Source organism: Luteimonas fraxinea (assembly GCF_021233355.1).
GTDB lineage: Bacteria > Pseudomonadota > Gammaproteobacteria > Xanthomonadales > Xanthomonadaceae > Luteimonas > Luteimonas fraxinea.
Genome location: NZ_CP089507.1, coordinates 328182 through 352873, shown reverse-complemented (window position 1 = coordinate 352873; position 24692 = coordinate 328182). Strand labels below are relative to the sequence as shown.

The 24692-nt window shown below is 67.9% G+C and carries 18 protein-coding genes; 9 read left to right on the top strand and 9 right to left on the bottom strand.

Annotated elements, in window-relative coordinates:
• Window positions 1-146 precede the first annotated feature (146 nt).
• Window positions 147-635, top strand: a complete 489-nt coding sequence (locus LU699_RS01545) for an NUDIX hydrolase (RefSeq protein ID WP_232138184.1) — start codon at window positions 147-149, stop codon at window positions 633-635.
• Between the two features lie 24 nt (window positions 636-659).
• Here the strand turns inward: LU699_RS01545 and LU699_RS01540 are convergent, their stop codons facing one another.
• Entirely contained in the window at window positions 660-1178 is a 519-nt protein-coding gene (locus LU699_RS01540) for a GNAT family N-acetyltransferase (protein WP_232138183.1), read from the bottom strand.
• 118 nt (window positions 1179-1296) lie between these two features.
• On the opposite strand from LU699_RS01540, the gene mprF reads away from it, so the two are divergent.
• Together mprF and LU699_RS01530 are read left to right on the top strand one after the other, a co-directional pair.
• The gene (gene mprF / locus LU699_RS01535; protein WP_232138182.1) at window positions 1297-3876 is read left to right on the top strand and encodes a bifunctional lysylphosphatidylglycerol flippase/synthetase MprF; all 2580 of its coding nucleotides are present in this window, start codon (window positions 1297-1299) and stop codon (window positions 3874-3876) included.
• Window positions 3873-5216, top strand: coding sequence for a virulence factor family protein (locus tag LU699_RS01530; RefSeq protein WP_232138181.1), 1344 nt, complete (start codon window positions 3873-3875; stop codon window positions 5214-5216). Before mprF ends, LU699_RS01530 begins: the two co-directional genes overlap by 4 nt.
• Before the next feature lie 21 nt (window positions 5217-5237).
• On the opposite strand, the gene mfd is transcribed toward LU699_RS01530, so the two are convergent.
• The 3 genes from mfd to LU699_RS01515 all read right to left on the bottom strand — a co-directional run bounded on the left by mfd (window position 5238) and on the right by LU699_RS01515 (window position 10467).
• Window positions 5238-8759 (bottom strand): transcription-repair coupling factor, encoded by a 3522-nt coding sequence (gene mfd, locus LU699_RS01525; RefSeq protein WP_232150557.1) that lies wholly within the window; start codon window positions 8757-8759, stop codon window positions 5238-5240.
• Window positions 8760-8912: 153 nt separating this feature from the next.
• Entirely contained in the window at window positions 8913-9488 is a 576-nt protein-coding gene (locus tag LU699_RS01520; protein WP_232138179.1) for a GNAT family N-acetyltransferase, read from the bottom strand.
• A gap of 121 nt (window positions 9489-9609) precedes the next feature.
• Window positions 9610-10467, bottom strand: a complete 858-nt coding sequence (locus tag LU699_RS01515; protein ID WP_232138178.1) for a 23S rRNA (adenine(2030)-N(6))-methyltransferase RlmJ — start codon at window positions 10465-10467, stop codon at window positions 9610-9612.
• Window positions 10468-10761: 294 nt separating this feature from the next.
• Here LU699_RS01515 and LU699_RS01510 point away from each other — a divergent pair, with 294 nt between their 5' ends.
• From LU699_RS01510 to LU699_RS01485, 6 genes are all read left to right on the top strand, one after another.
• The gene (locus tag LU699_RS01510; RefSeq protein WP_232138177.1) at window positions 10762-11166 is read left to right on the top strand and encodes a hypothetical protein; all 405 of its coding nucleotides are present in this window, start codon (window positions 10762-10764) and stop codon (window positions 11164-11166) included.
• A gap of 105 nt (window positions 11167-11271) precedes the next feature.
• Window positions 11272-11952 carry a two-component system response regulator CreB gene (gene creB / locus LU699_RS01505; RefSeq protein ID WP_232138176.1) on the top strand — a complete coding sequence of 227 codons (681 nt, stop codon included), beginning with the start codon at window positions 11272-11274 and terminating at the stop codon, window positions 11950-11952.
• 1 nt (window position 11953) lies between these two features.
• Window positions 11954-13381: a two-component system sensor histidine kinase CreC gene (gene creC / locus LU699_RS01500; protein WP_232138175.1), complete on the top strand. Its 1428-nt coding sequence runs from the start codon at window positions 11954-11956 to the stop codon at window positions 13379-13381.
• 84 nt (window positions 13382-13465) lie between these two features.
• Entirely contained in the window at window positions 13466-14845 is a 1380-nt protein-coding gene (gene creD, locus LU699_RS01495; RefSeq protein WP_232138174.1) for a cell envelope integrity protein CreD, read from the top strand.
• A gap of 114 nt (window positions 14846-14959) precedes the next feature.
• A complete protein-coding gene (locus tag LU699_RS01490) occupies window positions 14960-15568 on the top strand; it encodes a GNAT family N-acetyltransferase (RefSeq protein WP_232138173.1) in 609 nt (202 codons plus the stop codon).
• Window positions 15565-16458, top strand: a complete 894-nt coding sequence (locus LU699_RS01485) for a carbon-nitrogen hydrolase family protein (RefSeq protein WP_232138172.1) — start codon at window positions 15565-15567, stop codon at window positions 16456-16458. The genes LU699_RS01490 and LU699_RS01485 overlap by 4 nt, the downstream gene beginning before the upstream one ends.
• Window positions 16459-17076: 618 nt before the next feature.
• Here LU699_RS01485 and LU699_RS01480 read toward each other — a convergent pair.
• The 5 genes from LU699_RS01480 to phoR form a co-directional block, all read right to left on the bottom strand.
• The gene (locus LU699_RS01480; protein ID WP_232138171.1) at window positions 17077-17613 is read right to left on the bottom strand and encodes a phosphatase PAP2 family protein; all 537 of its coding nucleotides are present in this window, start codon (window positions 17611-17613) and stop codon (window positions 17077-17079) included.
• On the bottom strand, window positions 17594-18784 hold the full coding sequence (locus LU699_RS01475; protein ID WP_232138170.1) for a glycosyltransferase family 4 protein: 1191 nt from the start codon (window positions 18782-18784) through the stop codon (window positions 17594-17596). The genes LU699_RS01480 and LU699_RS01475 overlap by 20 nt, the downstream gene beginning before the upstream one ends.
• 124 nt (window positions 18785-18908) lie before the next feature.
• Window positions 18909-20453 carry an exopolyphosphatase gene (ppx, locus tag LU699_RS01470; protein WP_232138169.1) on the bottom strand — a complete coding sequence of 515 codons (1545 nt, stop codon included), beginning with the start codon at window positions 20451-20453 and terminating at the stop codon, window positions 18909-18911.
• Window positions 20454-20533: 80 nt separating this feature from the next.
• Window positions 20534-22669 (bottom strand): polyphosphate kinase 1, encoded by a 2136-nt coding sequence (gene ppk1, locus LU699_RS01465; protein WP_232138168.1) that lies wholly within the window; start codon window positions 22667-22669, stop codon window positions 20534-20536.
• On the bottom strand, window positions 22666-23994 hold the full coding sequence (phoR, locus tag LU699_RS01460; RefSeq protein WP_232138167.1) for a phosphate regulon sensor histidine kinase PhoR: 1329 nt from the start codon (window positions 23992-23994) through the stop codon (window positions 22666-22668). The genes ppk1 and phoR overlap by 4 nt, the downstream gene beginning before the upstream one ends.
• Window positions 23995-24692: the final 698 nt, after the last annotated feature.

The window sequence follows — 24692 nt, the reverse complement described above, 5'->3', positions numbered from 1 at the left end:
CTTGCCGTGTCCTCCAGCAAGGGGGAAAGCAAGATGGGTCCCCGCGTGCGCCGGGACGAACAGGCAGGGGATCTGCGACAGCCACCGGGATCTGATCGCCGCCTCGTTACAATCGCCGGCTTCCGCAATCTTCGACGCCGTTTCTCATGCCCTACACCCCGATCGTCGCCACCCTCGGCTACGTGCTTTCGCCCGACCGCCGCCAGGTGCTGATGATCCATCGCAATGCGCGGCCCGGCGATCATCACCTCGGCAAGTACAACGGCCTCGGCGGCAAGGTCGAACCGGATGAGGACGTCGTCGCCGGCATGCGCCGCGAGATCATGGAAGAGGCCGGCATCACCTGCGAGGCGATGACGCTACGCGGCACGATCAGCTGGCCCGGCTTCGGCAAGCATGGCGAGGACTGGCTGGGCTTCCTGTTCGTCATCGAGGCGTTCGAGGGCACGCCGATGACCTCGAATCCGGAAGGCACGCTGGAGTGGGTCGACGTCGACCGCATCCTCGATCTGCCGCTGTGGGAAGGCGACCGCCAGTTCCTGCCGCTGGTGTTCGACACCGACCCGCGCGCGTTCCACGGCGTGATGCCCTACCGCGACGGGCGCATGCAGTCCTGGTCGTTCTCGCGGCTTTGAACCAAGTCCAGTCGCGCCTGTCTTTCAGCTCGCGTCGAATGCGACGTCGTAGCGCACGATCGCTTCGGGCATCGCGTCGCTGAACGACAGACTCTGGAAGTATTCCGGCGGCACCCCCGGAAATGCGAGCCGCGCATCCGCGATGAAGCCGAAGTGGCCGTAGTAGGCGGGATCACCGAGCACCACACAGCCGGCAGCGTCTTCGGCACGCAGACGCGCCAGCGCCGCGTCCATCAGTGCGACGCCGATACCCTGTCCCTGCAGGGTCGGCTCGACTGCGATCGGTCCAAGCCCGTGCCAGCCGGTCGTGCCGTCGGACAGGGTCACCGGTGACGTCAACACGCAGCCGACCACCACACCAGCACGCAGGGCGAGCAGAGAGACCGACGCCATGCCGCGGGAATCCAGTGCCGCAGCAATCGCGGCCTCCGTCCCATTGGAGTGCGGCGCGTCAAGAAACGCGCGGGTGATCAGGGCATCGCGGGCCACGGTATCGGCCGCATTGCAATCGCGGATCGTCAGGTCTTCGGAAATCGTGTGCATCGCACGAGTCTAGTGGGCCGCGGACTGGGCTGACAGCGACGCCGTCCACGCGCCGCAGGTGTATGCTCCGCCGCCATCGTGCCCCGCAATCGTGTGAGGGCGCTGGCGAGGTGTTCGCATGGCGTTGTCGTCCCGGCGTTCGCTGCAGGCACTGGTCGCGCGCGTGCTCGCGCATGCCGATGCCCTGCGTCGGATCGCGATCGTCGTCGGCGTACTCGCGATCGGCACCCTTCTGGTGTTCGCGCTGCGCGGCTTCTGGCACGAACTGCGCTATGACGACATCGTCGCCGCGATCGAGGCCACGCCCGGCACGCGGATCGCGCTCGCGGTGCTCGCAACTGCGGTGAGCTTCGCCGCGCTGGTCGGTTACGACGCCAGTGCGCTGCGCTACGTCGGCGCCCGCGTGCCGCCGCGCACCATCGCCAAGACCGCCTTCGTCGCCTATGCGCTGAGCAACACCATCGGACTGGGCGTGTTCACCGGCGGCGCGGTGCGGATGCGGCTCTATGGCGCCGCCGGTGTGGAGCCTGCCGATGTCTCGCGGGCGATCGTCTTCAATGCGCTGGTGTTCGGGCTCGGTGCCTGCGCGGTCGGCGGCGCCGGTCTGTGGTGGGACGCCGCCGCGCTTGCGCCGCTGCTGCGTCTGCCGGCTTGGGCGGTCGCCGTCTGCGGCGCGTCCGCGTTGGCCGCGGTGCTGCTGGTGCTGGCGCTGTGCCACGTGCGCGATCGCATCGGCCGCGTGCGGTTGCCTTCGCCGCGACTCGCCTGGACGCAGCTGGCGCTGTCGGTGCTCGACATCACCGCGGCGGCTGCGGTGCTGTGGCTGTTGCTGCCCGAAGGTGCGGTTGGATTCGCGACCTTCCTCGGGTTCTATGCGGCGGCCGTCGTCATCGGTGTCATCAGCCATGTGCCCGGCGGGCTGGGCGTGTTCGAGGCGGTGATGCTGGTCGCGCTCGGCAGCAGCGTGCCGGCCGGCGAACTCGCGGGCGCGTTGGTCCTGTATCGCCTCGTCTATTACGTGTTGCCGCTGCTGATCGCGCTGGGCGTGCTGATCGTTCACGAGACCGGCCAGCTGGCGACGCCGGCGCGGCGGTTCCTGTCCGGGCTGGCGCCGCGTGTCCTCGCCGCCGCCACGCTGGTCGCGGCGGTGATGTTGCTGGTCTCCGGCGCGACGCCGGCGACCGGCCGCGCGTTGCAGACCCTGCAGGTGCTGCCGCTGCCGCTGGTCGAGGCGGCGCATTTCCTCAGTTCGATCATCGGCGTGCTGCTGCTGTTCGTCGCGCGCGCCTTGCTGCGCCGACTCGATGCTGCGTGGTGGGCGGCCGTCCTGCTGGTGGCCCTCGCGCTGCTGTTCGCCTTGCCCAAGGGACTGGCGCTGACCGAAGCGGTCGTGCTGTCGGCGCTGCTGGTCGCGCTGCTCGCGTCGCGGCGCTCGTTCAAGCGCCGGGCCTCGCTGCTGGCGGTCCCGTTCACCGGCGGCTGGCTGCTGGCGATGGCGGTGATCTGCATCGTGGTGACCGGTCTGCTGTTTTTCGCCTATCGCGATGTCGCCTATGGCCATCAGCTGTGGTGGCAGTTCGCGGTGTCGGGGGAGGCGCCGCGTTCGCTGCGCGCGATGGTCGCGGTCGCGGTGGTCGCGCTGGTGCTGGCGCTGCGCCAGCTTGTGCGGCCGGGCATGCCGGCGCCGCCGCTGCCGGATGCCGCGCAACTCGCGCAGGCGCAGGCGATCCTGCGCACGCAGTCGCAGGCCGATGCAGGCCTGGTGCTGACCGGCGACAAGCATCTGCTGTTCTCGGAGGCCGGTGACGCCTTCTTGATGTATGGCCGGCAGGGCCGCTCGTGGATCGCGCTGTTCGATCCGGTGGGCCCGCGCGAATCCTGGCCGGAACTGGTCTGGCGCTTTCTCGAACACGCCCGCGACGCGGGTGCGCGCGGCTGTTTCTACCAGGTCGGGCAGAACGCGCTGCCGCTGTATCTCGATGCAGGCCTGCGACTGTTCAAGCTCGGCGAGTACGCGAGCGTTCCGCTGGCCGGTTTCTCGCTGCAGGGCAAACGCCGCGGCAATCTGCGCACTGCAGTCAATCGCGCCGAGCGCGAAGGGCTGACCTTCGCGATCATCGATGCCGCCGACGTATTTGCCGCGGTGCCGGCCTTGCGCGCGGTGTCCGACGCCTGGCTCGGCGAGCATCGCGCTGCAGAGAAACGCTTCTCGATCGGCGCGTTCGATCCCGGTTACATCGCGCGCAATCCGGTCGCGGTGGTGCGCGGTGGCGAGCGGATCGTCGCGTTCGCGAGCCTGCTCGTCGCCGGTGAGCCTGCGAGCGGCGAGGCGGAAGCCAGCATCGATCTGATGCGGCATCTGCCAGATGCGCCGCCCGGCACGATGGATTTCCTGTTCGCGCGTCTGCTGCAGCATCTCTCCGATGCGGGCTATGTGCGATTCGGTCTCGGCATGGCGCCGCTGTCGGGCATGGCCGCGCATGCGCTCGCGCCGAACTGGCATCGCATGGGCCGGCTGCTGTTCGCGCGCGGGGAGCAGTTCTACAACTTCCGCGGCCTGCGCGCGTTCAAGGACAAGTTCGATCCGCAGTGGAGTGCGCGCTATCTGGCCACGCCCGGCGGCGTTGCGCCGTTGCTGGTGCTGGCCGACGCCGCGGCGTTGATCGCAGGTGGCTATCGTGGAGTACTGTCGAAATGAGACTGCTGTGGATCTGCGTGTTCACACTGGTGTGCGCGTTGCCTGCGGCCGCGCAGGAGCGCGTGAGCCACGGCTTCTTTCATGACGTGGCGCTGACGCGTCCGGCGCAGCCGGCCACGCACACCGTGCTGCTGCTGGGACCGGGCGACGACACTGCGACCGCGGCCGCGCTCGCGCGCGACGGTGCGCTGGTCGCCGCGATCAACGTCACGCGTCTGCAGGCCGCATTCGCGAAGGATGCCGGTCCCTGCGCCTTCCCCGATGGCGATCTCGAAAATCTTTCGCACTGGCTGCAGGGCTATGCGCGGCTGCCGGATTATCGGCCCCCGGTGCTGGTCGGGCAGGGCGATGGCGCTGCGATCGTCTATGCAATGGCTGCGCAGGCGAATCGCGGTGTGTTCGCCGGTGTGATCACGCGCGGCGCGCTGCCGCCGCTCGCGCTCGGCAAGCCGCCGTGCAAGGGCGCGGGCACGTTGTTCAAGGCGTCGACGCCGGTGCCGAAGACGGTGGCGCTGCAGGCGGTGCAGAAGTTGGCGACGCCATGGCTCGCGTTCGGCGATGCGCGCGAACTGCCGGAATTGCAGGCGTTCGCTGCCCCCATCAACGGCGCCGCGATGCGTGCGCACGGCAACGCACTGCCGCCGCTCGTCTCTGCCGTCCGCGCATTCGCCACGGCCTCGGCACGCACGCAGCCTGCGCCACCGCCGGCCGACGTGCGTGATCTGCCGCTGGTCGAGGTGCCCGCAACCGGCACCGCGCAGCCGGTGTTCGCCGTACTGCTCAGCGGCGACGGGGGCTGGGCAGGCCTCGATGCCGAAGTCGCTACCGCGCTCGCCGCGCGCGGCATTCCGGTCGTCGGCTTCGATTCGCTGCGCTATTTCTGGTCCGCGCGGACACCCGATTGGCTCGCCCGCGATCTGGACCGCGTGGTGCGTGCGTATGCCGCGCGCTGGCAGCGCCCGCAGGTGCTGCTCATCGGCTACTCGCAGGGCGCCGACGTGCTGCCGTTCGCGGTCAATCGTCTGCCGGCCTCGACGCGCGCGACCGTCGCGCACACGGTGCTGATGGGGCTTGGCAAGCGCGCGTCGTTCGAGTTCCACGTCGGCAACTGGCTGTCGGCCGGCGACGACGATGCACTGGACATCGCACCGGAAGTGCTGCGTCTGTCGGCCGAGCACACGCTGTGCATCGAAGGCGAGGGCGACAGCGACGCGACCTGCGCGGCGTTGCCGCCGGGCCACGTCACCGTGCGCACGCTGCCCGGTGGTCACCACTTCGGCGGCGACTACACGCGGCTTACTGATCTGATTCTGTCCAGCACGGGCAACGCACCGCGCTGAACGATCAGACCTGGCGGTGCATCACCGCGCCGCCTGCGACGGCGCCAGCGCGATCAGCAGTCCACGCGCCGCCTGGATGCGCGTCTCGGCGTCCGGCAGCTCGAGGGTGATGCGCAGTTTGTCAGGGCCATCCATCTTGTAGTGCTTCGGCTGTCCCTGGATCAGGCGGATCACCGCCATCGGATCGACCTTCGGCTTCTCGATGAACTGCACACGGCCGCCCTTGTCGCCGAGATCCAGCTTGCGCAGGCCGAGCGCGGTCGCCTGCAGCTTCAGGTCGGCGATCTGGAACAGATGCTTCGCGGGATCGGGCAGCAGACCGAAGCGGTCGATCATCTCGACCTGCAGCTCGCGCAACTTGTCGATGTCGCGCGCACTGCTGATGCGCTTGTAGAGCATCAGGCGCGTGTGTACGTCGGGCAGGTAGTCCTCGGGAATCAGCGCGGGCACGTGCAGTTCGATATCGGCGCCGCGCGCGTCCACGTCATCTGCATCCGGAAGCTTGCCCTGCTTGACGCTGCGCACCGCGCGTTCCAGCAGCTCGGTGTAGAGGCTGAACCCGACCTCGGCCATCTGTCCGCTCTGGCCCTCGCCCAGCAGCTCGCCGGCGCCACGGATTTCCAGATCGTGGGTCGACAGGGTGAAGCCCGCGCCGAGTTCGTCCATCGAGGCGATCGCTTCCAAACGCTTCTTCGCATCGCTGCTGATCGAACGCTGGTCGGGAATCACCAGATACGCATAGGCGCGATGGTGCGAGCGACCGACGCGGCCACGCAGCTGGTGCAGCTGGGCGAGGCCGAACTTGTCGGCCCGATTGATGATGATCGTGTTGGCGTTGGGGATGTCGATGCCCGACTCGATGATCGTCGAGCACAGCAGCACGTTGAAGCGCTGCTTGTTGAAATCCAGCATCACCTTTTCGAGCTCGCGCTCGGGCATCTGGCCGTGGGCGATGCCGATGCGCGCCTCGGGCACGAGTTCTTCCAGCTCGCGCTGCATGCGGCCGATGCTCTCGACATCGTTGTGCAGGAAATACACCTGGCCGCCGCGGCTGAGTTCGCGCTGGAAGGCTTCGCGCAGCTGCGCGTCATCCCACGGCACGACGAAGGTCTGCACCGCGAGGCGATGCGCCGGCGGGGTGGCGATGATCGACAGATCGCGCAGACCGGCCATCGCCATGTTGAGCGTGCGCGGGATCGGCGTGGCGGTGAGGGTGAGCAGATGCACGTTCGCGCGCAGCGCCTTGAGCGCTTCCTTCTGGCGCACGCCGAAACGCTGTTCCTCGTCGACGATCACCAGACCCAGATCCTTGAACTTCACGTCCGGCTGCAGCAGCCGGTGCGTGCCGACGATGACGTCGAGCGTGCCGTCGGTGATCTTGCCGATCTCGGTCTTGATCTCTTTGGTGCTCTTGAAACGCGACAGCACTTCGACGCGGATCGGCCAGTCTGCGAAACGGTCGGCCATCGTGCGGTAGTGCTGCTCGGCGAGCAGCGTGGTCGGTACCAGCACCGCGACCTGCTTGCCGGCCGCGGCCGCGACGAAGGCCGCGCGCACCGCGACTTCGGTCTTGCCGAAACCCACGTCGCCGCAGACCACGCGGTCCATCGGTTGGCTGGAGCCGAGATCGCGGATCATCGCTTCGATTGCTGCATGCTGGTCGGGCGTTTCCTCGAACGGGAACGCGGCCGCAAACGGCTCGTACATCGTACGGTCGACTTCCAGCGCAAGTCCGGCGCGCGCCTGCCGTTTGGCCTGGATTTCCAGCAGTTCGGCAGCGACATCGCGGACCTTGTCGGCGGCTTTCTTGCGCGCCTTGGTCCAGGCCTCGCCACCGAGCGAATGCAGCGGCGCGGTTTCCGGCGACGCGCCCGAATAGCGGTTGACCAGATGCAGCTGCGACACCGGCACGTAGAGGCGATCGCCCTTGGCGTATTCGATGTCGAGGTATTCGCCCGGCTGACCACCGGCCTCGAGCACGACGAGCCCGCGATAGCGGCCGACGCCGTGATCCTCGTGGACGATCGGCGAACCTTCGCTCAGTTCGCCGAGGTCGCGGATGATGCTTTCAGGATCGCGCGCAGCCCGCTTGCGGCGACGCGGCTGCGCGGCGCGTTCGGGGAACAGCTGGCGCTCGGTCAGCACCGTCAGCTGCGGCGCATCGAGGGCGAAGCCGTTGTCGAGTGGCGCGATCGCGACGGCGAACTTCGTGTCCGTATCCGCGATGAAGCCCGGGAAGTCCTGCAGTACCGAAGGCCGCAGCTTGCCCGCGTGCAGGATTTCCAGCAGTGCTTCGCGGCGACCGGCCGAATCGGCGGCGATCAGCACGCGTCCCGGATAGCTGCCGAGGAAGGTCACCAGCGCATCGGCCGGCGTATGGTCGCGCGCGGCCAGCGGCAGATCGGGGGCCGGCTGGTCGCCGAGCGCTGACGCCTGCGCGTGGCGCGGATGTTTGGCGTCGCAGACCTCGACGCGCGCGCCCTGGTTGAGCCGCTCGCGCAGCGCGTCCGGCGTCAACCAGAGTTCGGCCGGCGGCAGCAGCGGACGTTCGATGTCGTGACGCAGCTGGTCGTAGCGGTGCAGCACCTGCTGCGTCCAGAAATGATCGCTCGCCGGCGACGCGCCGTTGTCGATCACCGGCAGCGTATTTGCCGGCAGGTAATCGAACAGCGTCGCCGTCGACAGCGGCGCCTCGCCCTTGTCGAGCAGGGTGCGTCGCGGTGCTTCGAAGAACAGCGGCAGGTAGTACTCGATGCCGGCCGGCGCGGCGCCGGCCTTGAGGTCTTGGTAAAGCCCGCTTCGCCGCGTGTCGATGTCGAAACGCTCGCGCAGCATGTCCATCGCGCGCGCCGTCGCGGCATCGTCGAGCGGGACTTCGCGGCCGGGCAGCATGCGCAGCGCAGCGATCTTGTCGAGCGAGCGCTGCGATTCGGGATCGAACGCGCGGATGGTTTCGATCGCGTCGTCGAACAGCTCGATGCGATAGGGCTGGTCGGCGCCCATCGGGTAGACATCGAGCAGGCCGCCGCGCACGGCGAAGTCGCCCGGATCATGGACCTGCGGCACGTGCGCGTAGCCCGCGCTTTCGAGCCGGCGCTTTTCGGCGTCGAGATCGAGCTTCTGGCCGACATCCAGATCGAAGCTCGCGCCGGACACATGCAGGACTGGTGCCAGCCGCTGCATCAGCGTCTGCACCGGCACCACGACGATGCCGCGCTTCAGTGACGGCAGCCGGTGCAGGGCCGCGAGGCGCTGGGACACGATGTCCGGATGCGGGCTGAATCGGTCGTAGGGCAGGGTTTCCCAGTCCGGGAACGGCACCACCGGCAGGTCGTGATCATCGCCGCCCAGCGTGCGCAGATCGTGTTCGAGCTGCTGCGCGCCGTGGTTGTCGCGGGCGACCAGCAGCAGCGGGCCGTCGTGCGTCCGCGCCGCCTGCAGCACTGCCCACGCCAGAGCGCTGCGACTGGCAGGCGCACGCCACCAGGCGCGTGCATGACCGGCGGTGGGCAGGGGAGGCGAAACGGTGACGGCGTGCGGCATGGGAGATCCGGATGGCGGAACACAAAACAACGGCAGCGCCGAAAGCCAAAGGGCCGGCGCGAATCAGGGGGTGAAGTCTAGACGAGCGCGTCGCAGGAACTGCGACTGTGCAAGCGGAACCGCGCCGGCGAGCGGCGCGGTGGGGTCAGCCGGTCAGCCCAGACGCACGTTCGGCGTCGTGTCGACGACTTGCCGCTTGAGTTCGAGCGACACCCGGACCATGCCCGGCGCCTCTACCGCCTGCTGCTGGAAGCTCAACGACTTGGCCAGCGCAAGCATCGGCTCGTTCTCCTCCAGCACGTCGCCGAAGATCCGCTCCAGGCGCTTGCCCTTGGCCCAGCGCACCAGGCGCCGAAGCATGTGCCGGCCCAGACCCATACCGGCGACATAATGGCTCACCAGAATATGGAATTCGGCCTGACGCGTGCCCGGCAATACCGCTGCGCGAGCCACCGCACCCACCAGCGCATCGCCCGGCGTGTAGGGCTCTGCGGCGACCAGCACGAATTCCGACTTCGGATTCGGCTGGGTCAGACGGTTCGCCGTTTCGGGCGAGAGTTCCGCTTTCGCGTATAGGAATCGCTGCCGGACCTCATCGGGCTCGAGCAGCGCGAACGATGCACGGAGCGGCTCGGCGTCGGCCGGACGGATCGGGCGGATCAGCACCTGGCGACCATTGGCGAGGCGGATCTCCTCGTGCCAAGGGGGAAGTCGGTTACGTGCGGTCATCGAAAGTCGTGTGTGAACGGATTTGCCTGACCTTACCCGGACCGTCTATTCACGAACCGTGAAGGGGCCGCGCCGGTTGTGCGAAGTTTCCCCATTCATCCGATATGTCGACGTGCGGCGTTCAGGCCGGCTCGCGCAACCAGTGCAAGCGCGTGTCAGCGCCGGCTTCGCCGATCGCGCCCTTCAATGCATCGAGCGCGGGGGCGAGCGCGGTCGCCAGTTGCCACGGCGGATCGAGGATGAGCAGGCCACTGCCGTTCATGCGCAGCGGCGAGTCGTCGGCGCGCACCAGCAGTTCGACCAGCAGCGAGGATTTCGTCTGCAGCTTGGCGGCCGAACGCAGGAAGGGCGTCAGCGTGCGACGCTGCTTGATCGGATACCACAGCATCTGGATGCCCTGCGGCCAGCGCGTCAGCCCCTCGCGCATCGCCTTGAGCGCGATCTCGAACTCCGCCGCCTGCGCCTCGTAGGGTGGGTCGACCAGCACGAGACCGCGATTGAAGCGCTGGTCGCCGATCTTCGGCGGCAGCAGCGATTTGAATGCCGAGTAGCCGTCGCCCGAATGGATCGCGACGCGCGGATCGGCGCCCAGCGCCCGACGCAGGGCGCCTGCTGCCGCCGGTTCGGTCTCGAAGCAGGCGATGCGATCCTGCTCGCGCAAGGCATGCGCCAGCAGCCAAGGGGACCCGGGGTAGGCATCGGCGCCGTGCTCGGCCCGGCAGGCGTTGACCGCTGCCAGATAGCGCGCGATCAACGGCTGCTTCGGCGCAGTGGCCAGCAACAGGCTGATGCCGTCGTCGGCCTCGCCGGTGCGCCGGGCGCGCTCCTCGCGCAGGCGATAGACGCCCCCGCCCGCGTGGGTGTCGAGCGCGAAACAGGGCGCGGGTTTGGCGGTCAGCGCATCGCAGATCGCGAGCACCACGAGGTGCTTGAGGACGTCGGCGTGGTTGCCGGCGTGGAAGGCGTGTTGGTAATTCATCGCGACAGCGTACCCGGGACCGCAAGCGGACTGACTTTTCGTTGCGAAAGCGCCGGCTGCGCAGCGATGCGATGGCCTACATCGAGGTGTGGAACCCGGTGACGTTGCGAACGAGGCCGCAAGGCTACGGTTCGAACGGGCGGTGGATCGGCCCGCCAATAATTCAAGCGCGCATGCGCTGTACCCGAGCATGGCAAGCCAAGGAGGACGCAATGAAATGGACCGCGATGGGAATCGCCTGCGCACTGGGGGATCGGACTGGGCAGTGTCGCCAGTGCGCAGTCGGTGGCGGACGTGGACACGCGCTCGCATAAAGCGGGGTCCGGTGCGCAGCCGCCCGTGATCTCCGCCTCGGACACGCCAGGCGACATCGGTGCGTGCAAGCACATCAAGCCCCGCTTTCTCAGAGTGCCGCTGCTCCGAAGCAACCGTCCGCGCACGACGAACGACATCATGCAGTCTTACGTCGGTGATCCGGCTCCGATCATCGTGAGCCGGTGGGGGGCGCCGACGACGAGCTATGACAACCGGGACGGCTCGCGGATCCTCACGTGGCGGAACGAGTGGTCGGGCTGCACACAGACGGTGCTGATCGATCCACAGGACATCATTTCGCGCTGGCGCTACTCGGGATGCGACTGCTTGCGTGGCCGCGACGGGCCGCCCAAAGGGACGCCTATCCCACCTATGACGCTGTAAGGCGTTACGGGCCGGACAAGCCCGCGCGCGAGCCCGACACGCGTCGGCGCCTCGCGTGACAGGCCCGCAGGTTAGGATTCGCCGACTTCCGACGTCGTGGATTCCATGAGCGCCATCCTGCTGGTCGAGGACGAAATCGCGATCGCCGAGACCGTGGTCTATGCGCTGCAGGCCGACGGCCACACGGTGCGGCATTGTCTCGACGGGCAGCAGGCGCGGGCGGCCGTCGCTGAGGCCGCATTCGATCTGGCGATTCTCGATGTCGGCCTGCCCGATATCAGCGGCTTCGCGCTGTGCGGCGAACTGCGCCGCAAAGCGCCGCTGCCGGTAATCTTCCTGACCGCGCAGGCGGCGGAATCGGAGCGCGTGCTCGGCTTCGATCTCGGGGCTGACGATTACATCGCCAAACCGTTTTCGCTGCGCGAGCTGGTGGCGCGCGTGCGCGTGGTCCTGCGTCGCGGCGTGCCCGACACCGCGAAAGGCGAGGCGACGCGCAGCGGTGCATTCGAGCACGACGCCGAAGGCCGGCGCATCCGCTATCACGGCCATGCGCTCGATCTCACCCGCTACGAATACGGGCTACTGGCCGCGCTGCTGGCGCGGCCGGGCGCGGTGCTGTCGCGTATGCAACTGATGGATCGGGTCTGGGGCAATGCGCTCGACAGCGGGGACCGCACCGTCGACACCCACGTGAAAACCCTGCGCGGCAAGCTGCGCGCGATCGCGCCCGAAGTGGATCCGCTGCGCACGCATCGCGGCATCGGGTACTCGCTGGATCTCGACTGACATGCGCATCGGTCTGCGCATCCTGCTGGGCTATTTCCTGATCGTCGCGCTTGCGGCATTTCTGCTGATGCGCGTGTTCACCCAGGAGATCAAACCGGGCGTGCGGCAGGCGATGGAAGACACGCTGGCCGACACCGCCAATGTGCTCGCGGAGCTGGCGACGGACGACTTTCTCGCCGGGCGCATCGACGACGGCCGCTTCGCCACCCGCGTGCGCGCGCTGCGCGAGCGCGACATCGGCGGCAACATCTGGGGTTTCCGCAAGACCCAAGCCGAGTACCGCGTCTACGTGACCAACGCCGACGGCATCGTGGTGTTCGATTCGGCCGGCCGTGATCTCGGCCGCGACTACTCGCGCTGGAACGACGTGCTGCTGACCCTGCGCGGCCAATACGGCGCGCGCTCCACGCGCACCAACCCGGCTGACGACAGCACGTCGGTGATGCACGTCGCCGCGCCGATCCGCGACGGCAACCGTGTCGTCGGCGTGCTGACGGTGGCCAAGCCCAACAGCGCGATCGCGCCCTTCATCGCCCGCAGCGAACGCACGATCCTGCGCTGGGGGTTCCTGCTGCTCGGCACCGCGCTGGCAGTCGGCCTGCTCGCGGCGTGGTGGCTGTCGCGCCAGCTCGGCGGTCTGCGCCGGTATGCCGACAAGGTCACCGCCGGCGAGCGCGCGACGCTGCCCGATTCGGCCGGCGAGTTCGCTGACCTTGGCCGCGCGCTGGAAACCATGCGCGAGCGGCTGGAGGGCAAGCAGTACGTCGAGCGCTACGTGCATGCGCTGACCCACGAACTGAAAGCGCCGCTGGCGGCCGTGCGCGGCGCGTCCGAGCTGCTCGAATCACCGTTGCCCGACGCCGACCGCGCGCGCTTCGCGACCAGCGTGCGCGAACAGAGCGAGCGCATGGCGCAGATGATCGACAAGCTCCTTGCGCTGGCCGCGGTCGAGCATCGTCAGCGGATCGAGCAGCCGACCGATATCGACGTGCGCACCCTGATCGATGCGGCCGTCGCACCGTTTGCGGATGGCGGCGTGCAGGTGCGGATGGACATCGGAGACGCGTTGGAGCTGCGCATCCGCGGCGATGCCTTCCTGTTGCGGCAACTGCTGTCCAATCTCGTGGACAACGCCTGCGACTTTTCGCCGGCCGATGGCGTGGTCGACGTCACGGCTCGCAGCGACGGCGCGCTGCTGAAAATCGTCGTAGCCGATCGCGGCCCCGGTGTGCCGGAGTACGCACTGCCGCGGGTCTTCGAGCGTTTCTTCTCCCTACCGCGGCCCGGCGGGCGCAGCCGCAGCAGTGGTCTGGGGCTGGCCTTCGCGGCCGAGGTCGCGACGTTGCACGGCGGCATCGTGCGGCTGGAACACCGCGAGGGCGGCGGCACGCGCGCAATCGTCGAGTTGCCGCTGCCGGCCACCGGCTGAGACTTCTTCTTCGCTTCACACCGCCGCCCGCGTGCCCCCACGCACGCGGCGCAGTCTGCGCGCATCCCAACACGGAGCGTCGCGATGCGACTCATGCTGAAAATCCTGATCATCGCCGGGCTGAGCCTGGCGATCCTGATACCGCTGGTGCTGATTCGCGTCGTGATCCAGGACCGCGAACAGCACCGCGCCGCCGCGGTCGCGCGTATCGCGTCTAGCGAGGCGGGCGCCCAGACCCTGAGCGCGCCGGTGCTCGTTGTGCCCTATACCGAGCGCGTCGAAGTCGAGCAGACCGATGACCAGGGCCGATCGACCGGCCGCGTCTGGCGCGATCGCACCGGCGCATGGACGTTCTTTCCCAAGACGATGGAGATGACCGGCACGATGTCGCCGTATCTGCGCCAGCTCGGCCTGCACGATGTGCGCATGTATGCACTCGGCGGTCAGCTGTCCGCGGACTTCGACGTGCGGATACCCGAGGACGCCGAGGGCGTGCCGCCCCGGAAGATCGGCACGCCGTGGATCGGCTACACCGTCGCCGATGTGCGCGGCCTGCGCGGTACGCCGCAGTTGCGTGTGGACGGTGCTGGCATCGCGCTGCACCAGGGTGCGGGCGGCGATGGCGGCACCGGTGTGCATGGTCTGTTGACGCGCCCCGCACTCGCCGGCGCGCCCTTGCGGCTGCGCACAGTGCTGGACTTCGAGCTCACCGGCGCCGAGACGCTGGCCGTCGTGCCACTGGCCGACGAGAACCGCGTCACGCTGGATTCCGCATGGCCGCATCCACAGTTCAACGGCCGCTTCCTGCCGCGCGCCCGTGAGGTCGGCAACAATGGCTTCCACGCGGAATGGGCGGTGTCCTCGCTGGCCAGCGACGCGCAGCTGCAGTACCGCAACGGCACGCGAGCCGATGCTGATACCGCATCGCTGCTGCGCGGACACGGCGACGCCGGCGTCGACGTACTCGGCATCTCGCTGGTCGACCCGGTGGATGCCTACACGCGCGCTGACCGCGCCAGCAAGTACGGCATCGTGTTCGTGCTGCTGACGTTCACCGCGTTCTTCATGTTCGAGATGCTGCGCGGCTTGCGCATCCACCCGATCCAGTACGGCCTGGTCGGTCTGGCGCTGGCCATCTTCTTCCTGCTGCTGCTCGGTCTGTCGGAGCACATCGCCTTCGACTGGGCTTACCTCGCAGCGAGTGGCGCCTGCATCGGCCTGATCGGCGTGTACCTGAGCGCGGTGCTGCGCAGCCGCGTGCGCGGGCTGGGTTTCGCGGCCGGACTGGGGCTGCTGTATGCCGCTCTGTACGGATTGCTGGTGTCGGAGGACAACGCGCTGGTGCTGGGCGCCGGCCTGCTGTTCGCGATCCTCGCTGCGATCATGCTGGTGACGCGCCGGGTCGACTGGTACCAGATCGCCGCCACGCCGACGGCGACACCGCCGCCTTTGCCGCCGCGCTGATCCATAGCGTGCTGATCCATAGAAGGTGAACATGTGGCCGCAGGCATGCCTGCGGCCACGCTGCGTTCCACGGCGCATACGAAGCGCCCACCGCACGCATGCCAGACTTCGCGCATGACGTCTTCAGCTCCCACCGTGCGCACGCTGTCGGGCGATGCGATGCACCCCTGGATCGCTGCGGTCGCGCAGCTGCGCATGACCGTGTTCCACGACTGGCCGTATCTCTACGCTGGCGATGCCGACTACGAACGCGACTATCTGGCCGCGTATGCGCGCTCGCCGCGCAGCGTGTTCGTGCTCGCGTTCGACGGTGACACTGTCGTCGGCGCGTCGACCGGTCTGCCGCTGGCCGATGACACGACCGAGTTCCAGGCGCCGTTCGTCGATCAGGATGTCGCTGTCGACCGCGTGTTCTATTTCGGCGAGTCGGTGCTGCTGCCGCAGTGGCGTGGACACGGCATCGGCCATCAATTCTTCGATCTGCGCGAAGCCCACGCACGCGACCTCGGCGGTTTCGACATGACCGCATTCGCCGCCGTCGATCGCGCCGAGGACGATCCGCGCCGGCCCGCCGATCACCACGACAACGAGGTGTTCTGGCACAAGCGCGGCTACGTGCGGCAGCCGGGCATGACCATGCTGCTGCGCTGGGACGAGCGTGATGTCGGCGACGTGGCACATCCGATGACGTTCTGGACCCGACCACTGGAGGCCAGCGCATGAGGGTGGCCGCCGCACGCTACGCCATCGGCATGCCGCCAGATTTCGACGCCTTCGCCGCGCATCAGCGACGCCTGCTCGGCGACGCCGCCGCGCAGGGCGCACAGGTCGCGGTGTTGCCCGAATACCTCGCACTGGAACTGGCCGCGACCTTCGACGACAGCGTGCGCAGCAACACGCGCGCTTCGCTGGCCGCCGTCCAGCGCTACCGCGACGACTGGCTCACCCTGTTCGCCGGCCTCGCGCGTGACACCGGCATGCACATCGTCGCCGGCTCCTTCCTCGTCGACATCGGCGGCGGCCGTTACCGCAACCGCAGCGATCTGTTCTCGCCCGACGGTGGACACGCCTGGCAGGACAAGCTGCAGCTGACCGGCTTCGAGAAGAAAACCGGCGTGATTGAACCGGGCGACACGCTCAAAGTCTTCGACCTCGGCGGCGCGCGCGCCGGCATCGCCATCTGCTACGACATCGAGTTCCCGCTGCTGGCCCGCACGCAGTGGGAGGCGGGCGCACGCCTGCTGCTGGTGCCCAGCTGCACCGACACCGCGGCGGGCGCGACGCGCGTGCGTGTGGGCTGCCTCGCCCGCGCGCTGGAGAATCGCTGCTTCGTCGCCCAGTCGGTGACGGCGGGTGAAGCGCCGTGGACCCCGATCCTCGACGTCAACACCGGCAGCGCCGGTCTGTTCGCACCGATGGATGTGGGGTTTCCGGCGGACGGGGTGCTGGTCGAGACCAACGACGCGGATGTCTGGGCGATCGCCGATCTCGATGTGGACGCGTTGGAAGCGGCGCGCGTGGATGCGCAGGTCGACAATGATCGGGATTGGGTGGGGCAGGCGCGGCCTGCGTTGGTGAGAGCGGTGTTGTCGTCGTTTGATTCGCCCGCTTAGTGTTCGCACCCGCGCCAGTCGCGCGCGAGGCCTGCTTCTGATCTTCGATCAGGCGACGCCACGACTTGAACACCCGTAGGGCGCCGCACATGGATGTGCGGCGTTTTTCGACCGAGCCAGGATGGCGAGTCGGAAAATGCCGGAACGAGTGAATCGCCGGGTGAGCTTCGTCGGGGCTGGCCGTTTTCTTTGGTTCCGTTTCTTTTGGGCCAGCAAAAGAAATGAACCCGCTCGCCGCAAGGCGAGTGGAAGCGTTTGATGTTGCTTCTCCCGCCGCGGGCAAACGCACAGGCGTAGATCAAACGCTTTCGTCCGCTGGCGCGGCCGAGTTCATTTCTTTTGGTGGACGCCTACGCGCGCAGCGCGAACGGCGAAGCCGGCCCCGAAGGGGCGAGCATTGGAGATGCGAGTCAAAGAAACGGAACCAAAGAAAAACGTCTCCCCGACACGTCCACAGCCCTCGGCATCATTTGCACCGGGATTTTCCGACTCGGCATCCTGCCTCGGTCGGAAAACGCCGCCCATCCATGGGCGGCGCCCTACGGGTCGGCAAGCTTTACTGCAGCGTCCTGCGTCATGGTGAAGCGACAGCCGGCAAGCCGGACGTCAGGCGCCAAATCAGATGACGCCCGCGCACCATAGCGAAGCAGTGCCCAAAACAATGCCGATCGCCGTCGCCGCCAGCACATCACTCGGATAGTGCAGGCCCAGCACCACCCGCGACACCGCCACACTCGCCGCAAACGGCACCAGCACACCGGCGAGCATCGGATACCACGCCACCGCGACGATCGAGAACGACACCGCGTGCAGCGTGTGCCCGGACGGGAAACTGAACTCGTCGAGCGGGGCAACCCAGGCGCGGATGCGGCCGTCGGCGGCGAAGGGGCGGGGACGCTTGGTCCAGCGCTTGAGGGATTTGTAGAGCAGCAGCGCGACGGCGCCGGTGGCGGCCATGTGCGTCGCGGCGACCAGGCCGTCGAAGCCGTCGATCAGCACCAGCGCGGCCATCAGCAGGTACCAGAACACGCCGTCGCCCAGACGGCTGACGGTGGAGAAGTAGCGGCGGATCCACAGCCGGGTGCAGGCGCGGTTGGCGCGCAGGCACCAGCCGGTGTCGTGGTGGAGCAGTCGGCTACGCGGCGGCGCGTGCATCGGCATCCTCGGCATCGGTCGGAGTCGGAAGCGGTGTGCGCGCGTCGGGCGCGCCGCCGCGCAGGCCGGACAGCAGCGCATCGAGATCGTCGGCGACGTGCGCGGGCGTCAGCCGGCGCATGGCTTCGCGACCGGCCAGACCCATCGCACGGCGCGTCGACGGGTCCTGCGCCAGCGCGACCGCGGCGGCGACGAACGCATCTTCATCGTCACCGGCGATCCGCGCGCCCTGGAAGCCGTCGCACAGGTGTTCGGTCGCCGCGCCATGGTCGAAGGCGACCTGCGGCACGCCGCAGGCCATCGATTCGAGCACCACGTTGCCGAAGGTCTCGCTGCGGCTGGGGAACAGGAACAGGTCGGCGCTGGCGAAGTGCCGGCCGAGATCGTCGCCGCGCTGTGAGCCGCTGAAGATGAAATCCGGATTCGCGGCTTGAAGCGCGTAGCGCTCCGGACCGTCGCCGACGAACACCATGCGCGCGTCCGGTCGCTCCGCCTGAAGGGCGCGGAACGCGCGCACCGCGAGACCCAAGTTCTTCTCGGCGGCGATACGGCCGACGTGGATCGCGACGAGGCCGTCCTCGTCGACGCCCCAATGCGTGCGCAAGTCCGCATCGCGCCGCGCCGGATCGAATTGCGCGCAGTCGACCGCGCGCGACAGCACGACCGGATGGCCGATGCCGGCGCCGCGCAGTTCGATGGCGAGTGCCTGCGTGGCGACGAGCGTGGCATCGGCGCGGGCGTGGAAGCGGCGCATCCACGACAGCGCGGCGGGCTGCAGCCACGGCACGCCATACGCGCCCATGTAGATGTCGAAGCGGGTGTGCAATGCGGTGACGACCGGAACGTCCAGCGCCTGCGCGGCATTGAGCGCCGACCAGCCCAACGGGCCTTCGGTGGCGACGTAGATCGCGTCGGGCCGCGCAGCGCGCCAGCGGGCGCGCAGGCGTTGTCCGGCAGGCAGTGCGAGGCGCAGCCCCGGATAGCGCGGCACGCGCAGGCTACGGATGCGCAAGGACTGTGCATCGGCACCAGGCGGTTCGCCGGCACGGGCCGGGCGGATCACCTCGACCGCGTGTCCGCGTGCGCGCAGACCGCGGACGTAGGATTGCAGCGTCAGGGCCACCCCGTTGATATCGGGCGTGTACGTATCGGTGACGATCGCGTAGCGCATCGTTCGGTCCGGTCGCTGGTTGTGCGCAGCTTGCGGACGGACGATGCCGCTTCGATGACCGGGGTTTGACGCTTCGGTGACAGCGTGACCGGATGCCGGTCACGCACTGTCGGAGCCGGCGAACTCAGTCCGCCGTGAGCGCCAGGGTGATGCCGAGCGCGGCCATGTCGTCGGGTTCACCCTCCAGATCCGTGCGCAGCAGCGGCCGCGCATCGAGCCACTGGCGCGGCAGGCTCAGGCGCAGCAGCGGACCGTCGGCAGTCGCCTGCAGGCGCGGAATCTCGTCGGCCTCGTGGCTGCGATGCAGCAGCACTGCGATCCGCAGCAGCGCGGCGGCGCGCCGCGCCTGCTGCAGCAGACGATCGGGCAGGGCCTCGAACGTGGACTTGCCGACCTTGCGGCGCTGGCAGCGCACGAGCGTCGCCAGGAACAGCTGTTCCTGGCGCGAGAAGCCGGCGATGTCGGAGTGTTCGAGCACGTAAGCGCCGTGCACGTGGTACTGGCTATGCGCGATCACCAAGCCCAGCTCGTGCACGCGCGCGGCCCAGGCCAGCATGCGCAGATCGTCGCCGTCGAGGCTCCAGCTGCGCGCGACCTGGTCGAACAGACGCAGTGCCGTCGTCTCCACGCGCGTCGCCTGCGCCTGGTCGATGCCGTAGCGCTGTTCCAGCGCGGCGATCGAGCTTTCGCGCGGATCGTCGCTGCCGCCGCGGCCGAGCATGTCGCGCAGCACGCCTTCGCGCATCGCGGCCTTGCTGACCTGCATGCGATCGATGCCGAGCACCTGGAACGCCGCTTCGAGTACCAGCACGCCACCAGCGATGATCGGCCGGCGATCATCCGACAGACCGGGCAGGTTGATCGCGTCGATATTGCCGGCCTGCAGCAGCGTGTCGCGCACGATCGGCAGCGCCTGCGCGGTCACGGCGCCCTTGGTCAGCTTCATCGCTGCGCAGATCTCTCCGATGGCCTTGTTGGTGCCGGACGCGCCGACGACTTCCTGCCAGCCGAGCGTGCGATAGGTGCTGGCGAACTGCTGGAACTCCGCCGAGACTTCCGCCAGCGCCTCGCGCCAGCGCTTCTTCGACAGCTTGCCGCCTGGAAAGAACCGTCGCGTGCTGGCGACGCAACCGATCTGCAGGCTTTCGCGCTCCAGCGCGTCGAAGCCGCTACCGATGATGCATTCGGTCGAGCCGCCACCGATGTCGATCACCAGCCGGCGCTGGCCGGGCTTGGGAGGTTGCGCGTGCGAGACGCCGAGATAGATCAGACGCGCTTCCTCTCGGCCCGAGATCACTTCGATCGCATGGCCCAGCGCGGTTTCTGCCGGCACCAGAAACGCCTGCGGCGCAGACAGCCGGCGCACGGTGTTGGTGGCCAGTGCGCGCACGCGCTGCGGTGGGATGTCACGGATGCGCTGCCCGAAACGCGACAGGCATTGCAGCGCACGCTGGCGCACATCGGGCGTGAGACCGCCGCGGCTATCGAGGCCCTCGGCCATGCGCACGGTCTCGCGCAGGCGATCGACGACGCGCAACTGGCCCAGCGTGTAGCGGGCCACGACCATATGGAAACTGTTGGAGCCCAGGTCGATCGCGGCGAGCATCTCGCCGTCTTCGAGCGGTACCGTCAGTGCCTCGGCGAGCGCGAGCGTGTCTTGACCGGTCATGGCATTCCTGGATGCCGGGGCGCAGGACGCGACCGCGGCGTTGGGGGAGCGGGCATGTTAATGCATGCCGCGCCACCCGCTCAGCCGCACAGATGTGCGAGCAACCAGCCCTGCGCCGAATGCGGCATCGTGTCGCCGTCCGGCACGATCTTGTCGTAGGTGCCGTCCTCGCGCAGTTCCCAGGCGTTGAGGTTATCGGCCAGGTAGTTGTCGAGCGATTCGCTGCGCACGCGCACCGCGATCTCCGGATCGAGGATCGGAAAGCCCGTCTCCACACGTCGCAGGAGATTGCGTTCCAGCCAGTCGGCGCTGGCGCAGAACAGGTCCGGCTCGCCGTCGTTGGCGAACCAGTACACGCGGTGATGCTCGAGGAAGCGACCGACGATCGAACGCACGCGGATGTTCTCCGACACGCCGGGCACGCCGGGACGCAGCGCGCAGGCGCCGCGGATGATCAGATCGATCTGCACGCCGGCTTGAGATGCGACATACAGCGCACGCATCACCTGCGGCTCGTTGAGAGCGTTCATCTTGGCGACGATGCGCGCCGGACGTCCCGCCTTCGCATGCGCGGTTTCGCGCTCGATACGTGCGATGACGCCGGCATGCAGGGTGAAAGGCGATTGCAGCAGGCGCTTGAGCCCGATCGCTGGCGCCAGGCCCGACATCTGCTGGAACAGCAGGTGCACATCGTTGGCGATGTCGGGATCGGTCGTCAGCAGACCGAAGTCGGTGTACACGCGCGCGGTGCCGGCGTGGTAATTGCCGGTGCCCAGATGTACATAGCGGCGCAGCTTGCGGCCTTCGCGGCGCACGACGAGCAGCATCTTGGCGTGGGTCTTGTAGCCGACCACGCCGTAGACCACCTGCACGCCGGCTTCCTGCAAGCGATCCGCGAGGCCGAGATTGGCTTCCTCGTCGAAACGCGCGCGCAGTTCGACGACGACGGTCACGTCCTTGCCGTTGCGCGCCGCCTGGATCAGGTGCTCGACGATGCCCGAGTCCTTGCCCGTCCGGTACAGCGTCTGCTTGATCGCCAGCACGTTCGGGTCTTCGGCCGCCTGCTTGATCAGCTCCAGCACCGGCGCGAACGAATCGAAGGGATGGTGCAGCAGGATGTCGCCGTCGGCGATCAGCTCGAACATCGCATCGGTGCCCTTGGGCAGCCGCTGCTGGAAGGGCGGGAACTTGAGGTCGGGCCGCTGCACGAGATCGAAGATCTGGCTGATGCGGTTGAGGTTCACCGGGCCGTCGATGCGGTAGACCGCGTTCTCGGGCAGATCGAAATTCTGCAGCAGCGTGCGCACGATCGGCTTCGGACACTTGGCCGAAATCTCGAGACGCATCGCGCGCAGGTAGCCGCGGCCGGCGAGCTCGTCGCGCAGCGCGAGGGCGAGATTCTCGACTTCCTCGTCGTCGACGATCAGTTCGGAATTGCGGGTCACGCGGAACTGGTAGGCGCCCTTGACGTCCATGCCGGGGAAGAGCTCGTGCACGAACTCCGACAGCACCGATGACAGGAACACGAAGTCGTACTCGCCGCCGGAGATGCTCTCGGGCAGCTGGATGATGCGTGGCAGCGAGCGCGGCGCGCGCACGATGGCGAGATTGCCCACGCGGCCGAACGCGTCCTTGCCCTTGAGCACGACGACGATGTTGAGCGACTTGTTGAGGATCTTCGGGAACGGATGCGCCGGATCGAGGCCCAGCGGCGACAGCACCGGCATCACCTCGTCGCGGAAGTAGGCGCGCAGCCAGCGCGTCTGGCGCGCGGTCCACTGCTCGCGGCCCAGCACGCGCACGCCGGCTTCCGACATCGCCGGGCGCAGCACCTGGTTCCAGCACGAGTACTGCGCCTCGACCAGCTGCGCGGTGCGCTCGTGGATCCGCTTGAGCACGGTGGCAGGCGTCAACCCGTCGGGCGGCAACGGCACGCCGAAATCCTGCGCGTGATGCATCGTCGCGGCGCGGATCTCGAAGAACTCGTCGAGGTTGGTGCAGGCGATGCACAGATATTTCAGACGTTCGAGCAGCGGTACCGACTCGTCCTGCGCCTGTGCCAGCACGCGGAAGTTGAAATCCAGCTGCGACAGTTCGCGATTGAGATACAGCGCCGGGTCACGCAGCGGATCGACCGGCTCGTTCGACCCGTCGATGGGCTCAGGACCACGGGCGGATTTCGCGGCTTTCTGCACACGGGGACGTGTGGCACTCATGCGGTGGCTCCGAAATACTGGTTGTCGCGAGCGCGGACGCGCTCAGCGGTGAAATGACAGGCGAAGCGACTGCCGGCGCCGACTTCACTCTCGATCTCGAGGCGCGCCTGGTGCAGATGCAGCACGTGCTTGACGATGGCGAGGCCGAGACCGGTGCCGCCGGATTCGCGCGAGCGACTGGTCGACACGCGATAGAAGCGTTCGGTGATGCGCGGCAGGTGCGCGGCCGGAATGCCGTAGCCGGTGTCTTCGACCGACAGCGCCACGCCGCCACTCGCCAGCGGTGCGTAGCGGATCGTGATGCGGCCGCCGGCCGGCGTATAGCGCACCGCATTGCTGACGAGGTTGGAGAACGCGCTATGCAGTTCGCGCGTCGAACCGACGAGGTCGGTCGGCGAGCTGTCCTCGACCGCGATCGTGTGCCGGCCCTGGCTCAGTACTTCGAGTTCGCGCCGCAACGTGGCCAGCATCGAGGCCATCGACACGCTCTCGTCGCCGATCCCCTCCTGCGCTTCCAGACGCGACAGGGTCAGCAGATCCTCGACGAGCTGGGTCATGCGCTGCGACTGGTTCTGCATCTCGGACAGCATCGGCGCCCATTCGGGGTGATCGGTCGGGTCGAGCATGTCGAGATAGCCGTGCACCACGGTCAGCGGCGTGCGCAGCTCGTGCGAAACATTGGCGACGAAATCGCGACGCATCTGCTCGAGCTTCATGATCCGGGTGACGTCGCGGGCAAGCAGCAGCCACAGATCGTCGGAGTAGGGGATCAACCGCAATTCGAGGCGCGTGCCCGAGGAATGCGGCGAAGGCACGTCGAGCATCGGCTCCGCGCGGCGTCCCTGCGCCAGCCAGTGCGCGACCGGCAACGGCTGCAACGTATCGCCGACCGGCTTGCCGACATCGCGCGGCATCTGCAGCCCCAGCAGGCTGGTCGCCGCGCGGTTGAACCACTGGATGCGCTGGCTGTTGCGGTCGACGACGATCACCGCATCCGGCAGCGCCGCCGCCACCGCGCGATACGCGCGCAGCATCGCAATCAAACGCCGCTTGCGCGCGCGCATGTCCTGTTGTCCCCGGTGCAGCATGCGATCCGTCTCCTGCCACACGCCATCTCCCTGTGGCGGCGGCACACGGCTGCGCGAGGTCAGGCGCGTCAGCAGGTCGTAAAGTTTCCAGTAGTGCCAGGCCAGCACACCCAGCGCCGCAACCGCCAGCGCCATCCAGATATGGCCGGCCAGCGCGCCCAGCACGGCCGCCACGCCGAGCACGGCAACAAGCTGCAACAGCGTGCGGGTCCAGGCGGCATGGATGCGGGGTGGCATGTCGTTGAGTCTAGGCAATGTCAGGTGACAGGTTGGCGTAAGAAATCAGGATGTCGAGGGTGCTTCTGGTTTTGTTGTTGCTGTTGCTCTTGCTGTGCCAGGAACCAAACGTCTCGCACCCGATGCAGACCCGGAGGGCGCCGCCCATGGATGGGCGGCGTTTTCCGACAGAGGCAGGATGCCGAGTCGGGAAATCCCGGTAAGCGCGACGCCGCGGGCTGTGGACGTGTCGGGGAGACGCTTTTCTTTGGTTCCGTTTCTTTGACTCGCATCTTCGATGCTCGCCCCTCCGGGGCCGGCTTCGCCGTTCGCGCTGCGCGCGTGGGCGTCAACCAAAAGAAATGAACTCGGCCGCGCCAGCGGACGAAAGCGTCTGACGTTGCTCTTCGTTCTTCGCCAACGGCGATACAAGAAAGATCAAACGCTTCCACTCGCCTCGCGGCGAGCGGGTTCATTTCTTTTGCTGGCCCCACGCACGTAGTGCGAACGGCGCAGCCGGGCCCGAAGGGGCGAGCATTGAAGATGCGAGTCAAAGAAACGGAACCAAAGAAAAAGGCCAGCCCCGACGGAGCGAACCCGGCCAGTCGTTCGTTCCGGCATTTTCCGACTCGCCATCGTGGCTCGGTCGGAAAACGGCGGGCATCCATGCCCGCCGCCCTCCGGGTGTTCGATGCGCAGTGCGGCGTCGCGAAGATCAA

Excerpts from the sequence above, each read along its gene's own strand:
- LU699_RS01545 (WP_232138184.1), top strand. The coding sequence starts at position 147 with ATGCCCTACACCCCGATCGTCGCCACCCTCGGCTACGTGCTTTCGCCC.
- LU699_RS01540 (WP_232138183.1), bottom strand. The coding sequence starts at position 1,178 with ATGCACACGATTTCCGAAGACCTGACGATCCGCGATTGCAATGCGGCC.
- mprF (WP_232138182.1), top strand. The coding sequence starts at position 1,297 with ATGGCGTTGTCGTCCCGGCGTTCGCTGCAGGCACTGGTCGCGCGCGTG.
- LU699_RS01530 (WP_232138181.1), top strand. The coding sequence starts at position 3,873 with ATGAGACTGCTGTGGATCTGCGTGTTCACACTGGTGTGCGCGTTGCCT.
- mfd (WP_232150557.1), bottom strand. The coding sequence starts at position 8,759 with ATGCCGCACGCCGTCACCGTTTCGCCTCCCCTGCCCACCGCCGGTCAT.
- LU699_RS01520 (WP_232138179.1), bottom strand. The coding sequence starts at position 9,488 with ATGACCGCACGTAACCGACTTCCCCCTTGGCACGAGGAGATCCGCCTC.
- LU699_RS01515 (WP_232138178.1), bottom strand. The coding sequence starts at position 10,467 with ATGAATTACCAACACGCCTTCCACGCCGGCAACCACGCCGACGTCCTC.
- creB (WP_232138176.1), top strand. The coding sequence starts at position 11,272 with ATGAGCGCCATCCTGCTGGTCGAGGACGAAATCGCGATCGCCGAGACC.
- creC (WP_232138175.1), top strand. The coding sequence starts at position 11,954 with ATGCGCATCGGTCTGCGCATCCTGCTGGGCTATTTCCTGATCGTCGCG.
- creD (WP_232138174.1), top strand. The coding sequence starts at position 13,466 with ATGCGACTCATGCTGAAAATCCTGATCATCGCCGGGCTGAGCCTGGCG.
- LU699_RS01490 (WP_232138173.1), top strand. The coding sequence starts at position 14,960 with ATGACGTCTTCAGCTCCCACCGTGCGCACGCTGTCGGGCGATGCGATG.
- LU699_RS01485 (WP_232138172.1), top strand. The coding sequence starts at position 15,565 with ATGAGGGTGGCCGCCGCACGCTACGCCATCGGCATGCCGCCAGATTTC.
- LU699_RS01480 (WP_232138171.1), bottom strand. The coding sequence starts at position 17,613 with ATGCACGCGCCGCCGCGTAGCCGACTGCTCCACCACGACACCGGCTGG.
- LU699_RS01475 (WP_232138170.1), bottom strand. The coding sequence starts at position 18,784 with ATGCGCTACGCGATCGTCACCGATACGTACACGCCCGATATCAACGGG.
- ppx (WP_232138169.1), bottom strand. The coding sequence starts at position 20,453 with ATGACCGGTCAAGACACGCTCGCGCTCGCCGAGGCACTGACGGTACCG.
- ppk1 (WP_232138168.1), bottom strand. The coding sequence starts at position 22,669 with ATGAGTGCCACACGTCCCCGTGTGCAGAAAGCCGCGAAATCCGCCCGT.
- phoR (WP_232138167.1), bottom strand. The coding sequence starts at position 23,994 with ATGCCACCCCGCATCCATGCCGCCTGGACCCGCACGCTGTTGCAGCTT.